Origin of the sequence: Yimella sp. cx-51 (assembly GCF_017654605.1) — a bacterium.
GTDB lineage: Bacteria > Actinomycetota > Actinomycetes > Actinomycetales > Dermatophilaceae > Yimella.
Genome location: NZ_CP072113.1, coordinates 1693501 through 1708593 on the forward strand (window position 1 = coordinate 1693501; position 15093 = coordinate 1708593).

Consider the following 15093-nt stretch of genomic DNA (forward strand, 5'->3'; position numbering starts at 1 on the left):
CCGACGCCACCACTGTTGGCGAAACGGGTTGGTCAATCTGGCCGCGCCGTCGAAGTGGTCAATTCGAGGGTGGTGGCGGTGCATCGCTCGGCAGCACCAGCCCGGTCTCGACGACGGCTGCGGACACCTGCCGCGCGAGGCGCTCGCGGATCTCCTCGGTGGCAAGGGCCAGCTTCTGTCGTCCGGGCACGCCGGTGTAGTCGGGCAACGCAAAGGCCTCACCGAAAACCACCCGCAGGCGGGCTCCCGGCTTGGGCCACGACTCGCGTCCGCTGCCGGTGCCCCGCGTGCCGAGCGTGGCGGTGGGGATGATCTGCGCCCCGGTCTGCAGAGCCAGCCAGGCCGCGCCCTGGTGCGCGGTCTCGACCGTGCCTGAGCCGCGGGTGCCCTCGGGGAAGATACCGACCGCATATCCCTGTGCCAGAAGCGATTTCGCTGCCGCGAGTGCTTCTCTGTCACCCGTGCGCTGCTCGATCGGGATCTGCCCCACTCCGGTCAGCACCTTGCCCCAGACCGACTTGAAGTAGCTCTTCTTCACCAGGAAATGCACGGTGCGGGGCGCGAGGCAGAACACGACGGGGCCGTCGAGAAAACCGGTGTGGTTAGAGACGATGATCACCGGACCAGTTACTGGCACGCGCTCTGGGTGGAGGGCCTTGGCCCGGTAGCCGGTCTTGACCAGTCGGTTGCCGATGCGGCGTCCGCGATCAGACCACCCTCGATCGAATTCCACCTCAGCCACGCCCGGTCGCCTCCCCGATCACCTGCAGCACTGCCTGCACCGATTGTTCGAAGGTGAGTTGCGAGGTGTCAATGGTGGTCACGCCGTCGGCGGCTGTCAGGAACTGCGACACGGTGGCGTCGGATCGGTCACGGTCGACGATCTGGGCGCGCGTGGCCTCGACCGATGCGCTGAGCTCCTTGGAACGGCGCGCGAGACGAGCTTCCTCGCTCGCCGTCATCAGGATGCGCACCTCGGCGTCGGGGGCGACGACGGTGGTGATGTCGCGGCCTTCTGCCACGACTCCCCCATGCTCGGCAGCCAGCGACTCCATGAGGTCACGCTGCCGCTGCTTCATGACGGCGCGCACGCCGAGGTTGGTCGCCACGGGCGCGATGAGCACGGTCAGCGCATGCTCGCGGATCTCCTGGTCGATCGACCGTTCGCCCACTGCCACCGTCGGATTCGAGGGGTCGGTGCCCATGCGCAGGTCGAAGCTGTTTGCCTGCGCCACCACGGCATCGACATCGGCGAGGTCGATCTGCTGGTCGACGCACCACCAGGTGAGGGCGCGGTACATCGCACCGGTGTCGAGGTAGCCGTAGCCGAACTCGCGGGCGACCATCTTGGACACCGACGACTTGCCGGTGCCCGACGGTCCGTCGATCGCCACCCGGATGCCAGTCCTACTCATGAACGCTCCAGCCCTTCTTCGAAAGTTCTTCGTGCAGTCGCTGGGCCACCGACGGAATGACCGACACCTCGGCCAGACCGACCGGCGCGCCCTCCCCGTGCTCCAGTCGCAAATCTTCCAGGTTGATGCCGGCATCGCCGATGTCGGCGAACAGTCGGCCCAGTTCGCCCGGACGGTCGGGTACGACGACCACGAGCGTGGCGTACGTGGTCGGCGCACCACCATGCTTGCCCGGGATTCGGGCGTGACCTGCCTGGCCGTCGGCAATGGTGCGGGCCAGCACCTGCCGGGCGCCGGTCTCGTCGCCGTTGGCCAGCGCATCGATCGCTGTCCGCACGCGGGCGAGGTCGTCCACGAGCGCGTCGATCACCGGCGCGATCGCTACGGCATTGCCCGACAGGATCTGCGTCCAGAGCATCGGGTCGCTCTCGGCGATGCGGGTGACATCGCGAATACCCTGACCCGACAGTCGAATTGCCTCATCGGAGAGGTCTTGCAGTCGCGCTGCCACCAGGCTTGCCGCGAGCTGCGGCACGTGCGAGACCGCCGCGACTGCCCGGTCATGTTCCTCGGCGGGCATGGTGGAGACGACTGCTCCGGTCGCAGTGGCCAGTTCCTGCACGGCGGCAACCGCGACGCCGTCCGACTGCTCATTGGGACAGATCACCCAGGTGCGGCCGTTGAAGAGATCAGCACGTGCCGCCACCGCCCCGGAGCGTTCGCGCCCGGCCATCGGGTGAGAGCCGACATACCGGCGCAGGTCGGCCCCCAAGGCGGCGACGTCGTCCAGCACCCGCAGTTTCATGGACGCGACATCGGTGACGACTGCGTGCGGCCACCGTTCGAGGGCGTCGGCGATCGCACGGGCCGCGACATCGGGCGGAGCAGCGACCACGACGACATCGGGGTCGACCTCGTCGCTGAGCTCACCGGCTCCCATGTCACGCGCGATCGCCTGCGCGGTGGGCGAGGGATCGCGCAGCGTCACCGGATAACCGGCTCGCGAGAGCGCCAGCCCGATCGAGGTGCCGATCAGGCCGGTGCCGATGATGTGAACCCGCGTCACAACCCGGCTGCCTTGTAGAGGGCAGCCACCTCACTGGAGGAGAGCGGACGCAGCTTGCCCGGACGCAGGTCGCCGAGGCGCACCGGTCCCACATCGGTGCGCACCAGCGATTCCACCGGGTGGCCAACCGCCTCGAGCATGCGGCGCACGATGCGGTTGCGGCCCTCGTGCAGCACCACCTCGACCATCGCCCAGCCCGGCCGCGAGTCGACCACCTTGAAGGAATCGACCCGGGCGACGCCGTCTTCGAGTTCGATGCCGTCGCGCAGTTCCTTGCCCAGACCTCGCGGCAACGGTGCCGGGATCACCGCGAGGTACTTCTTCGGCACGCCGTACCGCGGGTGCTGCAGTCGGTTGGCGAGCTCACCGTCGTTGGTGAGCAGCAACAGTCCCTCAGTGTCGGCGTCCAGCCGGCCGACGTGGAAGAGACGCTCCTTGCGCTGGGTGAGGTAGTCGCCCACCGACTCGCGGCCCAGGTCGTCGTTCATCGTCGACACCACGCCCAGCGGCTTGTTGAAGGCCAGGTAAACACGGCTCTCGTCCAGCACGACGCGCTCGCCGTCGACGTGCACCACCTGCTTGAGCGGGTCGATCCGCACGCCGAGTTCGGTGACCACCTGGTCGTCCACCGACACGCGGCCTTCGCTGATGAGGTTTTCGCAGACGCGGCGGCTGCCGACGCCCGCTGCCGCCAGCAGCTTCTGCAGGCGGACGCCATCGGGGTCGTGCACGTCGACCGGCTCGGGAGCCTGCCGCTTGGGCGGACGCGGCGCTCCCCCGCGGTTGGCGCTCGTGCCCGAACCCTTGCGGTGATTGCTCTTCTTGGCCGGGCGTCCGCCCTGGTTGCCGGGTCGTCGTGGTGTGCTCATGCTTGTCCCTGCTCAATCAGTTCGTCGATGACGTCGGTGTCGGGAAGGTAAGGGGCCAGCGCCGGCAGTTCGTCCAAGGACGACAGCCCCATGCGCTGGAGGAAGAAGGGCGTCGTGCCGTAAAGCATCGCGCCGCCCTCGCCGTCGGTGCCCATCTCGGCGATGAGACCGCGGGTGGTGAGGGTGCGGATCACGCCGTCGACATTCACCCCGCGCACCGCGCTCACCCGCGAGCGCGAGATCGGTTGCCGATAGGCGATGACGGCAAGGGTCTCCAGCGACGCCTGGGTGAGCTTGGCCTGCTGGCCGCCCATGAGGAACTTCTCCACCGCGGGCGCGTACGCCGGACGGCTGTAGACACGCCACCCGCCGTTGATCTCGCGCAGTGCGAATCCCCTGTGTTGCGAGGCGTATTCGCTCTCGAGTGCTTCCAGGTGTTCGCGGACCTCAGCTTCCTCGAGTTCGAGGGCGTCGGCGAGATCGAGCACGGTCAACGGCTGGTCGACCACCATCAGGATCGCCTCGATGGTGCTGCGCGCACCGCCGGGGAAGTCGTCGACGTCGAAGCCCTCGGGCTCGGCTGCCGGTGCCGACCCGGGTAGTTCGACATCGAGGTGCTGGGGTGGCTCACTCATCGGTGCTCGCTTCGTCGGTGCCGGAAGTGTTCGGGGTGGACGTGGGGGCCGGATCATCCTCGTCGAACTCCGCGCTGACCTCCACGTGCGCGTCGGCGTCCGCCGTCCACCGGACGGTCAGGTCACCGAGAGCTTCTACTTGTTCGAAGACGATCACGGCCTCCTTGAAGAGTTCGAGGACGGCCAGGAAGCGCGCGACGATCACCAGGGTGGAATTGGCATCGGCCACGAGCTCGCGGAAGGACGAGATCGGCTTCGCCTTGAGCTTGGTGGCCACGATGTCGGCCTGCTCACGCACGCTCACCGCGGCCTGGTGCAGGTGTTCGAGACCGACCGACGGCACAGCTTTGGGCACCATCGCGGCGGCGGCGATCATCGCCAGCTGCTCCGGCGTGACGTTCATGACCAGTTCTGGGAGCAGCCCGGCGAACTGCTCCTCCAGGCCCGCCTGCCGGGCGGTGATGCGACCTGCGGTGGCCATGCGCTGATCGAAGGCAGCAGCGACCTGCTTGTAGGCGCGGTACTGCAGCAGCCGGGCGAAGAGCAGGTCGCGGGCCTCGATGAGCGCGAGGTCTTCCTCGTCCTCCGGCCCGGAGTTGGGCAGCAGGCGCGCCGCCTTGAGGTCGAGCAGCGTGGCGGCGATCAGCAGGAACTCCGAGGCCTGCCCGAGATCCCAGTCGGCATGGGTCTTCTGGGCCTGCCGGATGTGGGCGATGAACTCGTCGGTCACCTTGTGCAGGGCGATCTCGGTGACGTCGAGCTTGTGCTTGGCGATCAGGCCGAGCAGCAGGTCGAACGGACCGGAGAAGACGTCCAGATGCACCTGGAAGGGCGTCGAGACGGCGCGTTTGGTGAGGACGCCGCCGGGCACGGCCTCCTGGTTCGGGGTCGCCTCGGCGTCGTCAGGCGGCGTCGCCGCGGGCGATGAGCTCACGAGCCAACTGTCGATAGGCCTCGGCAGCGCCGTGGCTGGACGCGTACTTGGTGATGGGTTCGGCGGCCAGGGTGGCGTCCGGGAACTTCACGGTGCGGTTGATCGTGGTGTGGAAGACCTTGTCGCCGAAGTGGTCGACCACCGAGCGCACGACGTCGCGACTGTGCAGGGTGCGGCCGTCATACATCGTGGCGACGATGCCGTCGATCTCCAGGCGCGGGTTCAAGCGGTCGGTCACCTTGTCGATCGTCTCGACCAGCAGTGCCACGCCGCGCATTGCGAAGAACTCGCACTCCAGCGGAATGATCACCCCGTGCGCCGCGGTGAGCGCGTTGACGGTCAGCAGGCCGAGGCTGGGCTGGCAGTCGATGAGGATGACGTCGTAGTCGTCGGTGACCGGCCGCAGCACGCGGGCGAGGATCATCTCGCGGGCCACTTCGCCCACCAGCTGCACCTCGGCGGCCGAGAGATCGATGTTGGCCGGCAACACGTCGAGGTTGGCCACCCCGGAGGGCTCGATGACATCGTGGATGTCATGGCCGCGTTCGACCAGGAGGTTGTAGACCGTCAGGTCGAGTTCGTTGCTGCGGACGCCGAGGCCCGCCGACAGCGCACCTTGCGGGTCGAAGTCGACGACGAGCACCTTGCGGCCGTACTCAGCGAGCGCGGCACCCAGGTTGATCGTCGTGGTCGTCTTACCCACTCCGCCCTTCTGGTTGCACATCGCGATGATGCGCGCGGGCCCGTGGCTCTCCAGACGAGGAGGGGAAGGAAAGGTCGGCAGCGGCCGGCCGGTGGGACCGAGGGTCTCCTGCTGGCTCAACATCACTCCTAGTACGTGCTCTGGCTCTCGCCGATCGCAGGCCAGCCTATTGGAAAGTCCGTGGCGGTGAGTCGTCGGCCCGTCACCGTGCCCGCGGGTGCGACCCGGCGAAGACCTCGCGCAACTGTTGCACGGTCACGAGCGTGTAGATCTGTGTGGTGGTGACCGAGGCGTGACCGAGTAGTTCCTGCACGACCCGCACGTCCGCACCGCCGTCCAGTAAGTGGGTGGCGAACGAGTGCCGCAGGGTGTGCGGCGACAAGTGTTGCTTGAGTCCCGCCCGCTCACCGCACACCTGGACGACGTTCCACACCGACTGCCGGCTGAGCCTGCCGCCGCGCTGGTTGAGGAAGAGCGCTGGTGTGCCTTTGCCCTTGGCGGCCAGACCGGGCCGGGCGCGCACCACATAGGCCTGGACGGCGTCCTTGGCGAAACTGCCCAGCGGCAGCAGCCGTTCCTTGTCGCCCTTGCCCACGACGCGGACGGTGTCGGTCTGCAGGTCGATGTCGTCCAGGTCGAGGCCGGTCACCTCGCTGACCCGCGCGCCTATGCCGTACATGAGCTCCAGGATCGCTTTGTCCCGCAACGAAACCGGCATGTCGCCGACACCTGCCGCGTCGAGCAGGCGTCCCACCTCGTCCTGACTGATCGCCTTGGGAAGTCGGCGTCCCGGTGTGGGCGGTGCGACGCCTTGCGCGGCGTCCTTGGTGACCTCGCCTTCCAGCGCGAGGAACTTGTGGAAGCCCCGCACGGCGACCAGGGTGCGTGCGGCCGAGGACGCGGCCAGCGGTGGGTGCTCGTCGTCGCCCTGCCGCAGATGCACCAGGAATTCGCTCACCTGTGCTTCGCCGATGCCGGCCGGGTCGGTGATGCCGAGGCCGACCAGGTGGCTGCGATAGCGATCGAGGTCGCGGCCGTAGGCCTTGAGCGTGTGCGGTGAGACGCCGCGCTCGACCCGCAGGTGATCCATCCACCCACGGATCGCCCGGTCAAGCATCGTCACCGCCATGGCCACGATTGTGCCTGCCGCGGCGGCCGCCGACACCGCTCGCCCGGGTAGGTTCTGGCTCATGTGCGCTGGGGGTGGCCGATGAAGCTGTATGCCGAACGACCGGTGCGGTTGATCCGTCAGATCGTGTTCGACCTCGCCGTGCTGGCGTGGATGTGGACCTGGTGGCGCATCGCGCACCGAGTGAACGACACGGCAGACGCCTCGACGGTGGGCGCCAAGAAGCTGGAGACCAACGCCGACAGCCTGAGCGGCAACCTCAGCGAGGCCGGGCAGCGGCTGCGCAAGGTGCCGCTGGTCGGAGACACACTGCAGTCACCGTTCGACAAGTCGGCCGGAGCCGCGAAACAGATCTCCTTCGCCGGACGCGACATGGCCGTCGGCATTGATGACCTCGGCGACCTGCTGGGATATCTCACCGCGGCAACGCCCTTCGCGCTCGCCGTGCTCGTGTGGGCGCTGTTGCGAATCCCCTACGCGCGCAAGGCATCCCAGGCTGCGCGACTGCGGCGCTCGGCGGCCGGCCGCGAGGTGCTGGCCCTTCGAGCCCTGCAGACGCGCGGCGCTGCCGACCTGCTCACCGTGTCGCAGCGTCCCGCGGCTGCATGGCGCGAGGGTGACGAACCGGCGACACAGGGCCTCGCCGACCTCCACCTGAAGGGCCTCGGTCTGCGACCGACAGCCGCCAAGAGCACGACGACGAGCGCGAGCACTGCCAGCCCCGCGGGCGACGACAGCGAGACCGTCAGTCCGTCGTAGGCATCACGAGCGAGGGACGCAGGTCTTCGGACGGCGGCATCCAGGACGCGCGATCGGCCTCGACCTGCTCCCCTGAACGGATGTCCTTCACCTGGTCGGCTCCCCCGGCGTCCGAACTCGGGAACCACACGAACGGGATGCCGCGGCGGTCGGCGAACTGGATCTGCTTGCCGAACTTCGCCGCCTTGGGCGCCACGAGCGTCGGCACACCACGCGAGCGCAGCGCGGCGGCGATGCGCATCGATTCGGCGCGCGAGGCTTCGTCGTTGACGGCGACGAGCACGGCGACCGGGGTGTCGCGCGAGGCGGCCAGCCCTTCCTCGCCGATCAGCAGGCCGAGCAACCGGGAGACACCGATCGAGATGCCGACGCCGGGGAAGGTGCGCTTGCCGTCGGAGGCGAGGGCGTCGTACCGGCCACCGGAGCAGATCGAGCCGTAGCCCGGGTCGCGTTCGAGCATCGTCTCGTAGACGGTGCCGGTGTAGTAGTCGAGACCGCGCGCGATGCGCAGGTCGGCCACGGCCACCCCAGGCGCGTGCTCGGACGCCGTCGCGATGACCGATTGCAGGTGGTGCAGGCCCTCGTCCAGGGTCGGGTGCTCGACCCCGAGCGCGCGCACCTGCTCCACGAACGAGCCGTCCGGGGTGCAGATGGCGGCCAGTTCGAGGCACTTGTCGGCCTGCTCCTGCGACAGCCCATTGGCCATCAGCAGGTCGGCCACCTTCGCCGGGCCGATCTTGTCGAGCTTGTCGACGATGCGCAGGGTGCCGATGACGTCGTCGATGCCGAGACCGCGGTAGAAGCCTTCGCAGATCTTCCGGTTGTTGACGTGGATCGTGTAGTCGCCCACCGGCAGCCGCGAGAAGACGTCGGCGATGACCAGCAACAACTCGGCCTCGTAGTGGCCGGGGAGTTCGGCGGCGTCGACGATGTCGATGTCGGCCTGGATGAACTCGCGATAGCGGCCCCGTTGCGGGCGCTCGCCGCGCCACGCCTGCTGGATCTGGTAGCGCCGGAACGGGAAGGTGAGCTTGCCGGCGTTCTCCACCACGTAGCGCGCGAAGGGCACGGTCATGTCGAAGTGCAGACCGAGGGAGGGTTCGGAGTCGTCGCCCGCGGGTGCCGCGAGGCGGCGCACCGCGTAGATCTCCTTGTCGGCGTCCTCGCCCTGGCTGGACAGGCGCTCCACCGGCTCGACCGAGCGGGTGTTGATCGAGGCGAATCCGTGCAGTTCGAAGACCTCACGAATGGTGTCGAGCACGTGCTGCTCGACGATCCGACCGTTGGGCAGCCATTCCTGGAAACCGCTGATCGGAGTGACCTTGGTACTCATGTGTGATGAATCCTCTTGAATCTCAAAGGTTCTGCAAGAACGGGTTGCTCACGCGCTCGTGAGCCATCGTGGTGCCCGGACCGTGTCCGGGCAGCACGAGCGTGGTGTCAGGCAGGGGCAGGACGACGTCCTTCAGTGACTTCTGCATCGCCTCGTTCGACCCACCGGGCAGGTCGGTGCGGCCGATCGAACCGGCGAACAACACATCTCCGGAGAGCACCGTCGACTGCACGTCGACGTCGCCGGGCAGGCCGTCAGGCACGGTGTCGATGCCGAACATCACCGACCCCTCGGTATGGCCCGGCGCGTGGCTCACCGTGAAGTCGAGACCGGCCAGGCTCAGCTTCTGGGCGTCGCTGATCGCCACGATCTGCTCCGGCTCCTTCCAGCTGGCCTTCTGCCCGACCTGCTGCTCGAACATCGAGAGCATGCCCGGGTCGAGCGAACCGAGTGGGTCACCCAACCGGTAGCGGTCGTCCTCGTGGATGTAGGCGCCCAAGGTGCCGCCGCAGACCGGCGTGACCGAGTAGACGTGGTCGACGTGGCCGTGGGTGAGCAGTACCGCGGTCGGCTTGAGGTCGTACGCGGTCAGCACTTCCTGCAACTGCGGCATGACGCCGATGCCCGGGTCGACCACCACACATTCCTGGCCGCGGTCGGTGGCCAGCACGTAGCAATTGGTCGCGAATGCCTGCGCGGGAAAGTAGACGGTCAGCACCGTGTCAGCCTATCGACGTGTTTCCACCTCGTGACCTGCCGCCCGGACACCTGGAGGAGCCCTGTCTCTAGACTGATCGGCGACCGTGTCCGTAACGGACATCACAAGCCTTCCGGCTGCACCGCGTACTTCTGGAGCCATCACCCGTGCGATCCACCTCGAACCGCGTGCTCGCGACCCTCGCAGCGGCGACCGTCCTCGGCAGTTCTCTCGCGGCATGCGCCGACGGTGAGAACAGCCCGCAGAACAGCAAAGCGATCAGCTCAAGCCGCGCGAGCAGCGCAGGTCAAGCCGGAGGCGATTGCACGCCGGCGACCTCGCGCGATGGCCTCAGCCTCCCCGACAAGTCGTGCGCGCAGGGCAAGACCTTCCAGGCTGTGGTCGACACGAGCCAGGGCGAGTTCACCCTCGAACTGGACGGCACCAAGGCGCCACAGACGGTCGCATCGTTCATCCAGCTCTCCGGCGCGTATTACGCGAACACCTCGTGCCACCGCTTGGTGCCCGACTTCGTGCTGCAGTGCGGCGACCCCACCGGCACCGGCACGGGTGGCCCGGGCTACACCTACGGCCTGGAGAACGCGCCGAAGGATGACCAGTACCCCCGCGGCACGCTCGCCATGGCTCGCCAGGGAAACAACGGCGACAGCAACGGCGGGCAGTTCTTCGTCACGCTGAAAGACGTGCCGATTCCCTCGGACAGCGCCGGCGGATACACCATCTTCGGCAAGGTACTGAGCGGCATGGACGTCATGGACCGTGTCGCTGCCGGTGGCGTCGCAGAAGACGGCACCGCTCCCAAGACCCCCGTGACCATCAAGAAGATCACCGTCACTGAGAAGAAGGCCTGACGATGTCGACCGACGCACCCAAGCCGTCACCCCGCCCTGGCATGCCCACGCCTGCTGCGATGAAGCCCCAGCCGCCCGCGGCCGCCGGCCAGGCAACACCGGCCCCGATCGCTCCGAGCAGCAACTCGCTGAGCTTCGGACGCGTCGGTGAGGACGGCACGGTCTTCGTGCGCACCCCGGACGGTGAGAAGGAGGTCGGTTCCTACCCCGAGGCAACGCATGACGAGGCGCTGGCCTATTTCGCCCGCAAGTACGACGAACTCGCCGCATCGGCCAATCTGCTGCTGCAGCGCGTCGTACAGACCGATCTGTCGACCCAGGACGGCCAGGCATCGCTGAAGACCCTGCGCCAGCAGGTGGCCGACGCCAATGTCGTGGGTGACCTGCCTGCCCTTGACAACACCGTCGAACAGATCGCGACCGCTCTGGCCGCCAAGGCGCAGGTCGAGACCCAGGCTCGCGCCGAGGCCAAGAAGGAATCGGCTGCCAAGCGCGAGGCCATCGTCGCCGAGGCCGAGAAGATCGCCGGCCAGCCGGTGGAGAAGGTGCAGTGGAAGCAGTCGACCGCGCGCATGCGTGAGCTGCTGGACGAGTGGAAGACGCTGCAGCGGGAGCAGGTGCGCCTCGACAAGGAGACCGAGAACTCCCTGTGGACGCGTTTCAGCCAGGCCCGCAACGGCTTCGACAAGACACGTCGCACCCATTTCGCCAAGCTCGACGAGGAACACTCCTCGGCCAAGGCCGCCAAGAAGAAGCTGGTCGAGGAGGCCGAGAAGCTGTCGACCAGCACCGACTGGGGCCCGACGGCCACCGCGTTCAAGCGGTTGATGAGTGAGTGGAAGCGCGCGGGTCGCGCCTCCCGCAGCGATGACGACGCCCTCTGGGCGAAGTTCAAGGCTGCGCAGGATGCCTTCTTCCATGCCAAGGACGAAGTGGTCGCAGCCGAGAATGTCGAGTTCGAGGCCAACCTCAAGGTCAAGGAAGAACTGCTGACGCAGGCCCAGGCACTCCTTCCGATCAAGGACGTCGCGCAGGCCAAGGCCGCGCTGCACGCCATCCAGGACAGATGGGACGCGGCGGGCAAGGTGCCGCGCAAGGACATCGACCGGATGGAGCGCGGGATGCGCAAGGTCGAGCAGGCCGTGCGGGACGCCGAGGGCACGCAGTGGCGCAAGACCGACCCCGAGCTTGCGGCACGCGCCGGCTCCTTCGCCGCCCAACTGCAGAAGGCGGTCAGCGATCTGCAGGACGAGATCGACGCGGCTGAAGCCAAGGGCGACACCAAGAAGTCGGCCAAGCTGCGGGACGAGCTCACCACCAAGCAGGCGTGGCTCGACCAGGCCATGGGTGGCGTGAAGGAGTTCGGCGGCTGATGCTGGATGCTGCCGACGGCCTGATCGACTATCTGAACGCCAGCCCGTCCCCGTTCCACGCGTGCGAGAGTTCCGCGCGGATGTTGCGCGACGCGGGTTTCGTGCAACTTGCCGAGCGTGACGAGTGGCCGGTGGAGACGGGCCGTTGGTTCATCATCCGCGGCGGCAGCCTGGTGGCGTGGTCGACCGAGCACAGCGACGGCCCGGCCACCGGTTTCCGGGTGGTGGGAGCGCACACCGACTCCCCCAACTTCCGCATCAAGCCCCGTCCTGATCGCTCCAGCCTCGGCTGGCAGCAACTGGGTGTGGAGCCGTACGGGGGTCTGATCACCAACAGCTGGCTCGACCGCGACCTCGGGCTCTCCGGCCGGGTGACGGTGCGGCAGGACGGCCAGGTGCAGGCGAAGCTGCTGCTGGTCGACGAGCCGCTGCTGCGCATCTCCCGGCTGGCGATCCACCTCGACCGCTCAGCTGCTGAGGGCGAGAGCCTCAACAAGCAGTTCCAGCTGTCACCGCACTGGGGTCTTGATTCCGCGCCGATGTTCGTGGAGTTCCTCGCCGATCGCCTCGACGTCGCGGCCGCGGACGTCCTCGGCTGGGACGTCATGACCCACGACGTGCAGCCCGCCGAATACGTAGGTCTGGCAAAGGAGTTCATCGCCGGAGCGCGCATGGACAACCTCGCCACCTCCTACGCCGGCACACGTGCCCTGTTGGACGCCGTCGGCAACGCGCCCGCAACGCCGACCACCCAGGTGCTGGTGCTCTTCGACCACGAGGAGATCGGCAGCATGACCGACCGTGGCGCCTTCTCGGTGCTGCTGCCGACCGTGCTCGAACGCATCACCGCGACGCTCGGCGGTAGCCGCGGCGACCTGCACCGCGCGCTTGCGGCCACCGTGATCGCCTCCGGCGACATGGCGCACGCCACGCACCCCAACTACGCCGATCGGCACGAGCCCGAACACCGCATCGCGATGAACGGCGGCCCGGTGTTGAAGATCAACACCAACGGCCGCTACGCCACCGACTCGGTGGGGCAGGCCGCCTTCGTCCAGGCATGTGCCCAGGCCGACGTGCCGGTGCAGTCGTTCGTGGTGCGTTCGGATCTGCCCTGCGGCTCGACCGTCGGACCCATGACCTCGGCGCTCACCGGAGCGGTCACCGTCGACTTCGGAGCACCGACCCTGTCGATGCACTCAGTGCGCGAACTCGTCGGCAGCGACGACCAGCGCATGTACGCCGCAGCGCTCGCGGCATTCCTCTCGCCGGCCTGAGCGATCAGCCACCGAGCACGGTGCGCTGGATGAGATTGCCGTACTCACGCACTCCGGCGCCGTTGGGGTGCACCCCGTCGGCGAACCAGCCGGGCTGACCGTTGGCCAGGCCGTACCAGTCGGCCACCCGCACCCGGGGCGAGGACGCCGCGACCGCGCGCAGCTGCGAGAGCACCGCACCCTGCCAAGGCCGGGGCACGCGCGGATAGGCCAGCACGACCTTGACGCCGGGCGGCACCTTGGCGATCGCCGCCGCCAACGCGGAACTGTCAACGACGCCGTTGTTTCCGGTGTGGATGAGCAGCACATCCGTGCGGATCGAACTTGCCTGTGCTGCAAGCTGATTGATCAGCGTGTAGGCCTGCTCCCCCACCACGGCATGCATGTCGACAGACCTGAACCGGCGCTTCAAGCCGTTGGACGCGCCAATGGCGAAGGAGTCACCGTAGACCGTCAGCGACATGCCGGCGGTCTGACCGTAAGCGCTCCTGGTCTCGCTCGCGGTGGTGCTGGAAGACGTACGTGGTGAGGAAGTGGTGGTCCCAGTGGTGCTGCTCGCGACCGGCGAGGAGGTCGGGCTCGTCGACTGGGCGGAGGTACTGCTGGGGATTGTTACCGACGACGGCGGAGAGGGCACCGAAGTCGACGTCGTGGTGGTGCTCGGTGCAGCAGTGGACGGCTTGGTGGACGGAGTCGGTGTCTCGGGCTCCTCCACCGCGGCGGTGATGCCACCGTCCGTCGCGGTTGCTGCCGGCTTCAAGGTGGCGGCAGAAGCAGCAGCCGCCGTCACCGCGACGAGCAGCGCGACGAAGGCCGGACGGGCTACCCGGCCCAGGCGATGCGTGCGCAGTTGTCGCCAGGCACCTCGCACACCGAGCGCACGGATCGGCTGCTCAATCGCCTGGTAACTGATCTCGGCCAGCACGGCCGTCAACGCCAGTCGCAGGGCGATGTTCGCGTGACCGGTGAGCGGGACGTCCACTCCCGGCCTGGTGAAGACGAAGACCGGCCAGTGCCACAGGTACAAGCCGTAGGAGCGCCTGCCGATCGCGGCGAGAAGTGGCAGATCGAGCGCTCGTGCGAGGGGGCCGGGGCGGGTCGCTGCGGCGATGAGAACGGCGGTGACGACGCCGAGAGCGGCGAAGCCGTAGCGGTACAACGGCACCGACCACGAATCGATGGCCCAGAAAGACCACACCACGACACCGAGGGCAGCCACACCGAGGAGTGTCGTCACCCACCGCGCGGGGCGTAACGCGGGCACCGACGACCCGAAGCCCGCGCCGTCACGCCAGACGGCGAGTGCGGCACCGAGCAGAAGTCCGGAGCTGTGGGAGTCGGTGCCGAAGTAGAACCGTGAGGCGTCGGCCGACAACGGTGCACCGGAGCGCCAAGTTCCGAAGGCCATCCAGATCGCCGACGCTGCCGCGATGAGCAGGCAGAGCGTGAAGAGTGCGCGACGGCGCGCCACGACCGAGCGCCGGAACATCCATGCCACCGCTGCGACCACGAGCGGCCAGAAGAGGTAGAACTGCTCCTCCACCGCGAGCGACCACAGGTGTTGCAGCGCAGGGGGGCGTCCGAACGCCTCGAAGTACGAGCGTTCGTGCAGCACGTACCACCAATTGGAGGTGTAACTTGCCGCAGCGCCGAGGTCGCCGAGGTACGTGCGCAGTTGCTCACGGCCGAGGACGACCTGGGCGAGCGTGGTGGCGATCAGCACGGCAACGAGCGCCGGCAGCAGGCGGCGGGCTCGAGCCTGCCAGAAGCTGCCGAGGTGCACCGCGCCCTGACCCGAGCGGGCTCGCACCCACAGTTGTGAAGTGATCAGGTAACCGCTGATGACAAAGAAGACATCGACGCCGAGGAATCCGCCGCGCGCCCAACTCAGGTCGAGGTGGTAAGCAATGACGGCGATGACTGCGACCGCCCGCAGCCCGTCCAGTCCACTGACGTAGCTCTTCTTCGCGGCAGGTTCAGCCGCGGCAGGTCCCCCGACGCGCATGACCGCCAGTCTGTGCGGTCGAAGTG

The 15093-nt window shown here is 67.9% G+C and carries 15 protein-coding genes; 4 read left to right on the plus strand and 11 right to left on the minus strand.

The window, feature by feature from the left end; translation table 11 throughout:
* Window positions 1-58: 58 nt before the first annotated feature.
* From J5M86_RS08045 to J5M86_RS08080, 8 genes are all read right to left on the minus strand, one after another.
* Window positions 59-742: a 1-acyl-sn-glycerol-3-phosphate acyltransferase gene (locus tag J5M86_RS08045; RefSeq protein ID WP_188061115.1), complete on the minus strand. Its 684-nt coding sequence runs from the start codon at window positions 740-742 to the stop codon at window positions 59-61.
* Window positions 735-1415, minus strand: coding sequence for a (d)CMP kinase (cmk, locus tag J5M86_RS08050; protein WP_188061114.1), 681 nt, complete (start codon window positions 1413-1415; stop codon window positions 735-737). Before cmk ends, J5M86_RS08045 begins: the two co-directional genes overlap by 8 nt.
* Window positions 1408-2481 carry a prephenate dehydrogenase gene (locus tag J5M86_RS08055; protein ID WP_188061113.1) on the minus strand — a complete coding sequence of 358 codons (1074 nt, stop codon included), beginning with the start codon at window positions 2479-2481 and terminating at the stop codon, window positions 1408-1410. The genes cmk and J5M86_RS08055 overlap by 8 nt, the downstream gene beginning before the upstream one ends.
* Complete coding sequence (locus tag J5M86_RS08060; protein ID WP_188061112.1) at window positions 2478-3350, minus strand: pseudouridine synthase; 873 nt, start codon at window positions 3348-3350, stop codon at window positions 2478-2480. Before J5M86_RS08060 ends, J5M86_RS08055 begins: the two co-directional genes overlap by 4 nt.
* Window positions 3347-3985 (minus strand): SMC-Scp complex subunit ScpB, encoded by a 639-nt coding sequence (gene scpB / locus J5M86_RS08065; protein WP_188061111.1) that lies wholly within the window; start codon window positions 3983-3985, stop codon window positions 3347-3349. Before scpB ends, J5M86_RS08060 begins: the two co-directional genes overlap by 4 nt.
* The gene (locus J5M86_RS08070) at window positions 3978-4919 is read right to left on the minus strand and encodes a ScpA family protein (RefSeq protein ID WP_188061110.1); all 942 of its coding nucleotides are present in this window, start codon (window positions 4917-4919) and stop codon (window positions 3978-3980) included. The genes scpB and J5M86_RS08070 overlap by 8 nt, the downstream gene beginning before the upstream one ends.
* A complete protein-coding gene (locus J5M86_RS08075) occupies window positions 4888-5742 on the minus strand; it encodes a ParA family protein (RefSeq protein ID WP_244328268.1) in 855 nt (284 codons plus the stop codon). Before J5M86_RS08075 ends, J5M86_RS08070 begins: the two co-directional genes overlap by 32 nt.
* Before the next feature lie 82 nt (window positions 5743-5824).
* Window positions 5825-6814: a site-specific tyrosine recombinase XerD gene (locus J5M86_RS08080; RefSeq protein WP_370587354.1), complete on the minus strand. Its 990-nt coding sequence runs from the start codon at window positions 6812-6814 to the stop codon at window positions 5825-5827.
* Between the two features lie 18 nt (window positions 6815-6832).
* On the opposite strand from J5M86_RS08080, the gene J5M86_RS08085 reads away from it, so the two are divergent.
* Window positions 6833-7510 carry a hypothetical protein gene (locus J5M86_RS08085; RefSeq protein WP_188061108.1) on the plus strand — a complete coding sequence of 226 codons (678 nt, stop codon included), beginning with the start codon at window positions 6833-6835 and terminating at the stop codon, window positions 7508-7510.
* Here the strand turns inward: J5M86_RS08085 and hisS are convergent.
* Window positions 7497-8843: a histidine--tRNA ligase gene (gene hisS, locus J5M86_RS08090; protein ID WP_188061107.1), complete on the minus strand. Its 1347-nt coding sequence runs from the start codon at window positions 8841-8843 to the stop codon at window positions 7497-7499. The genes J5M86_RS08085 and hisS overlap by 14 nt on opposite strands.
* A gap of 22 nt (window positions 8844-8865) precedes the next feature.
* Window positions 8866-9561, minus strand: coding sequence for an MBL fold metallo-hydrolase (locus J5M86_RS08095; protein ID WP_188061106.1), 696 nt, complete (start codon window positions 9559-9561; stop codon window positions 8866-8868).
* Window positions 9562-9707: 146 nt separating this feature from the next.
* Between J5M86_RS08095 and J5M86_RS08100 the strand changes: the two genes are divergently transcribed.
* From J5M86_RS08100 to J5M86_RS08110, 3 genes are read left to right on the plus strand one after another with little or no spacing between them, the layout of a single operon-like run.
* A complete protein-coding gene (locus tag J5M86_RS08100) occupies window positions 9708-10412 on the plus strand; it encodes a peptidylprolyl isomerase (protein WP_188061105.1) in 705 nt (234 codons plus the stop codon).
* 2 nt (window positions 10413-10414) lie between these two features.
* Complete coding sequence (locus tag J5M86_RS08105; RefSeq protein ID WP_244328269.1) at window positions 10415-11785, plus strand: DUF349 domain-containing protein; 1371 nt, start codon at window positions 10415-10417, stop codon at window positions 11783-11785.
* Window positions 11785-13062, plus strand: a complete 1278-nt coding sequence (locus tag J5M86_RS08110; protein ID WP_188061104.1) for a M18 family aminopeptidase — start codon at window positions 11785-11787, stop codon at window positions 13060-13062. The genes J5M86_RS08105 and J5M86_RS08110 overlap by 1 nt, the downstream gene beginning before the upstream one ends.
* Before the next feature lie 4 nt (window positions 13063-13066).
* On the opposite strand, the gene J5M86_RS08115 is transcribed toward J5M86_RS08110, so the two are convergent.
* On the minus strand, window positions 13067-15067 hold the full coding sequence (locus tag J5M86_RS08115; RefSeq protein ID WP_188061103.1) for an acyltransferase family protein: 2001 nt from the start codon (window positions 15065-15067) through the stop codon (window positions 13067-13069).
* Window positions 15068-15093 lie beyond the last annotated feature (26 nt).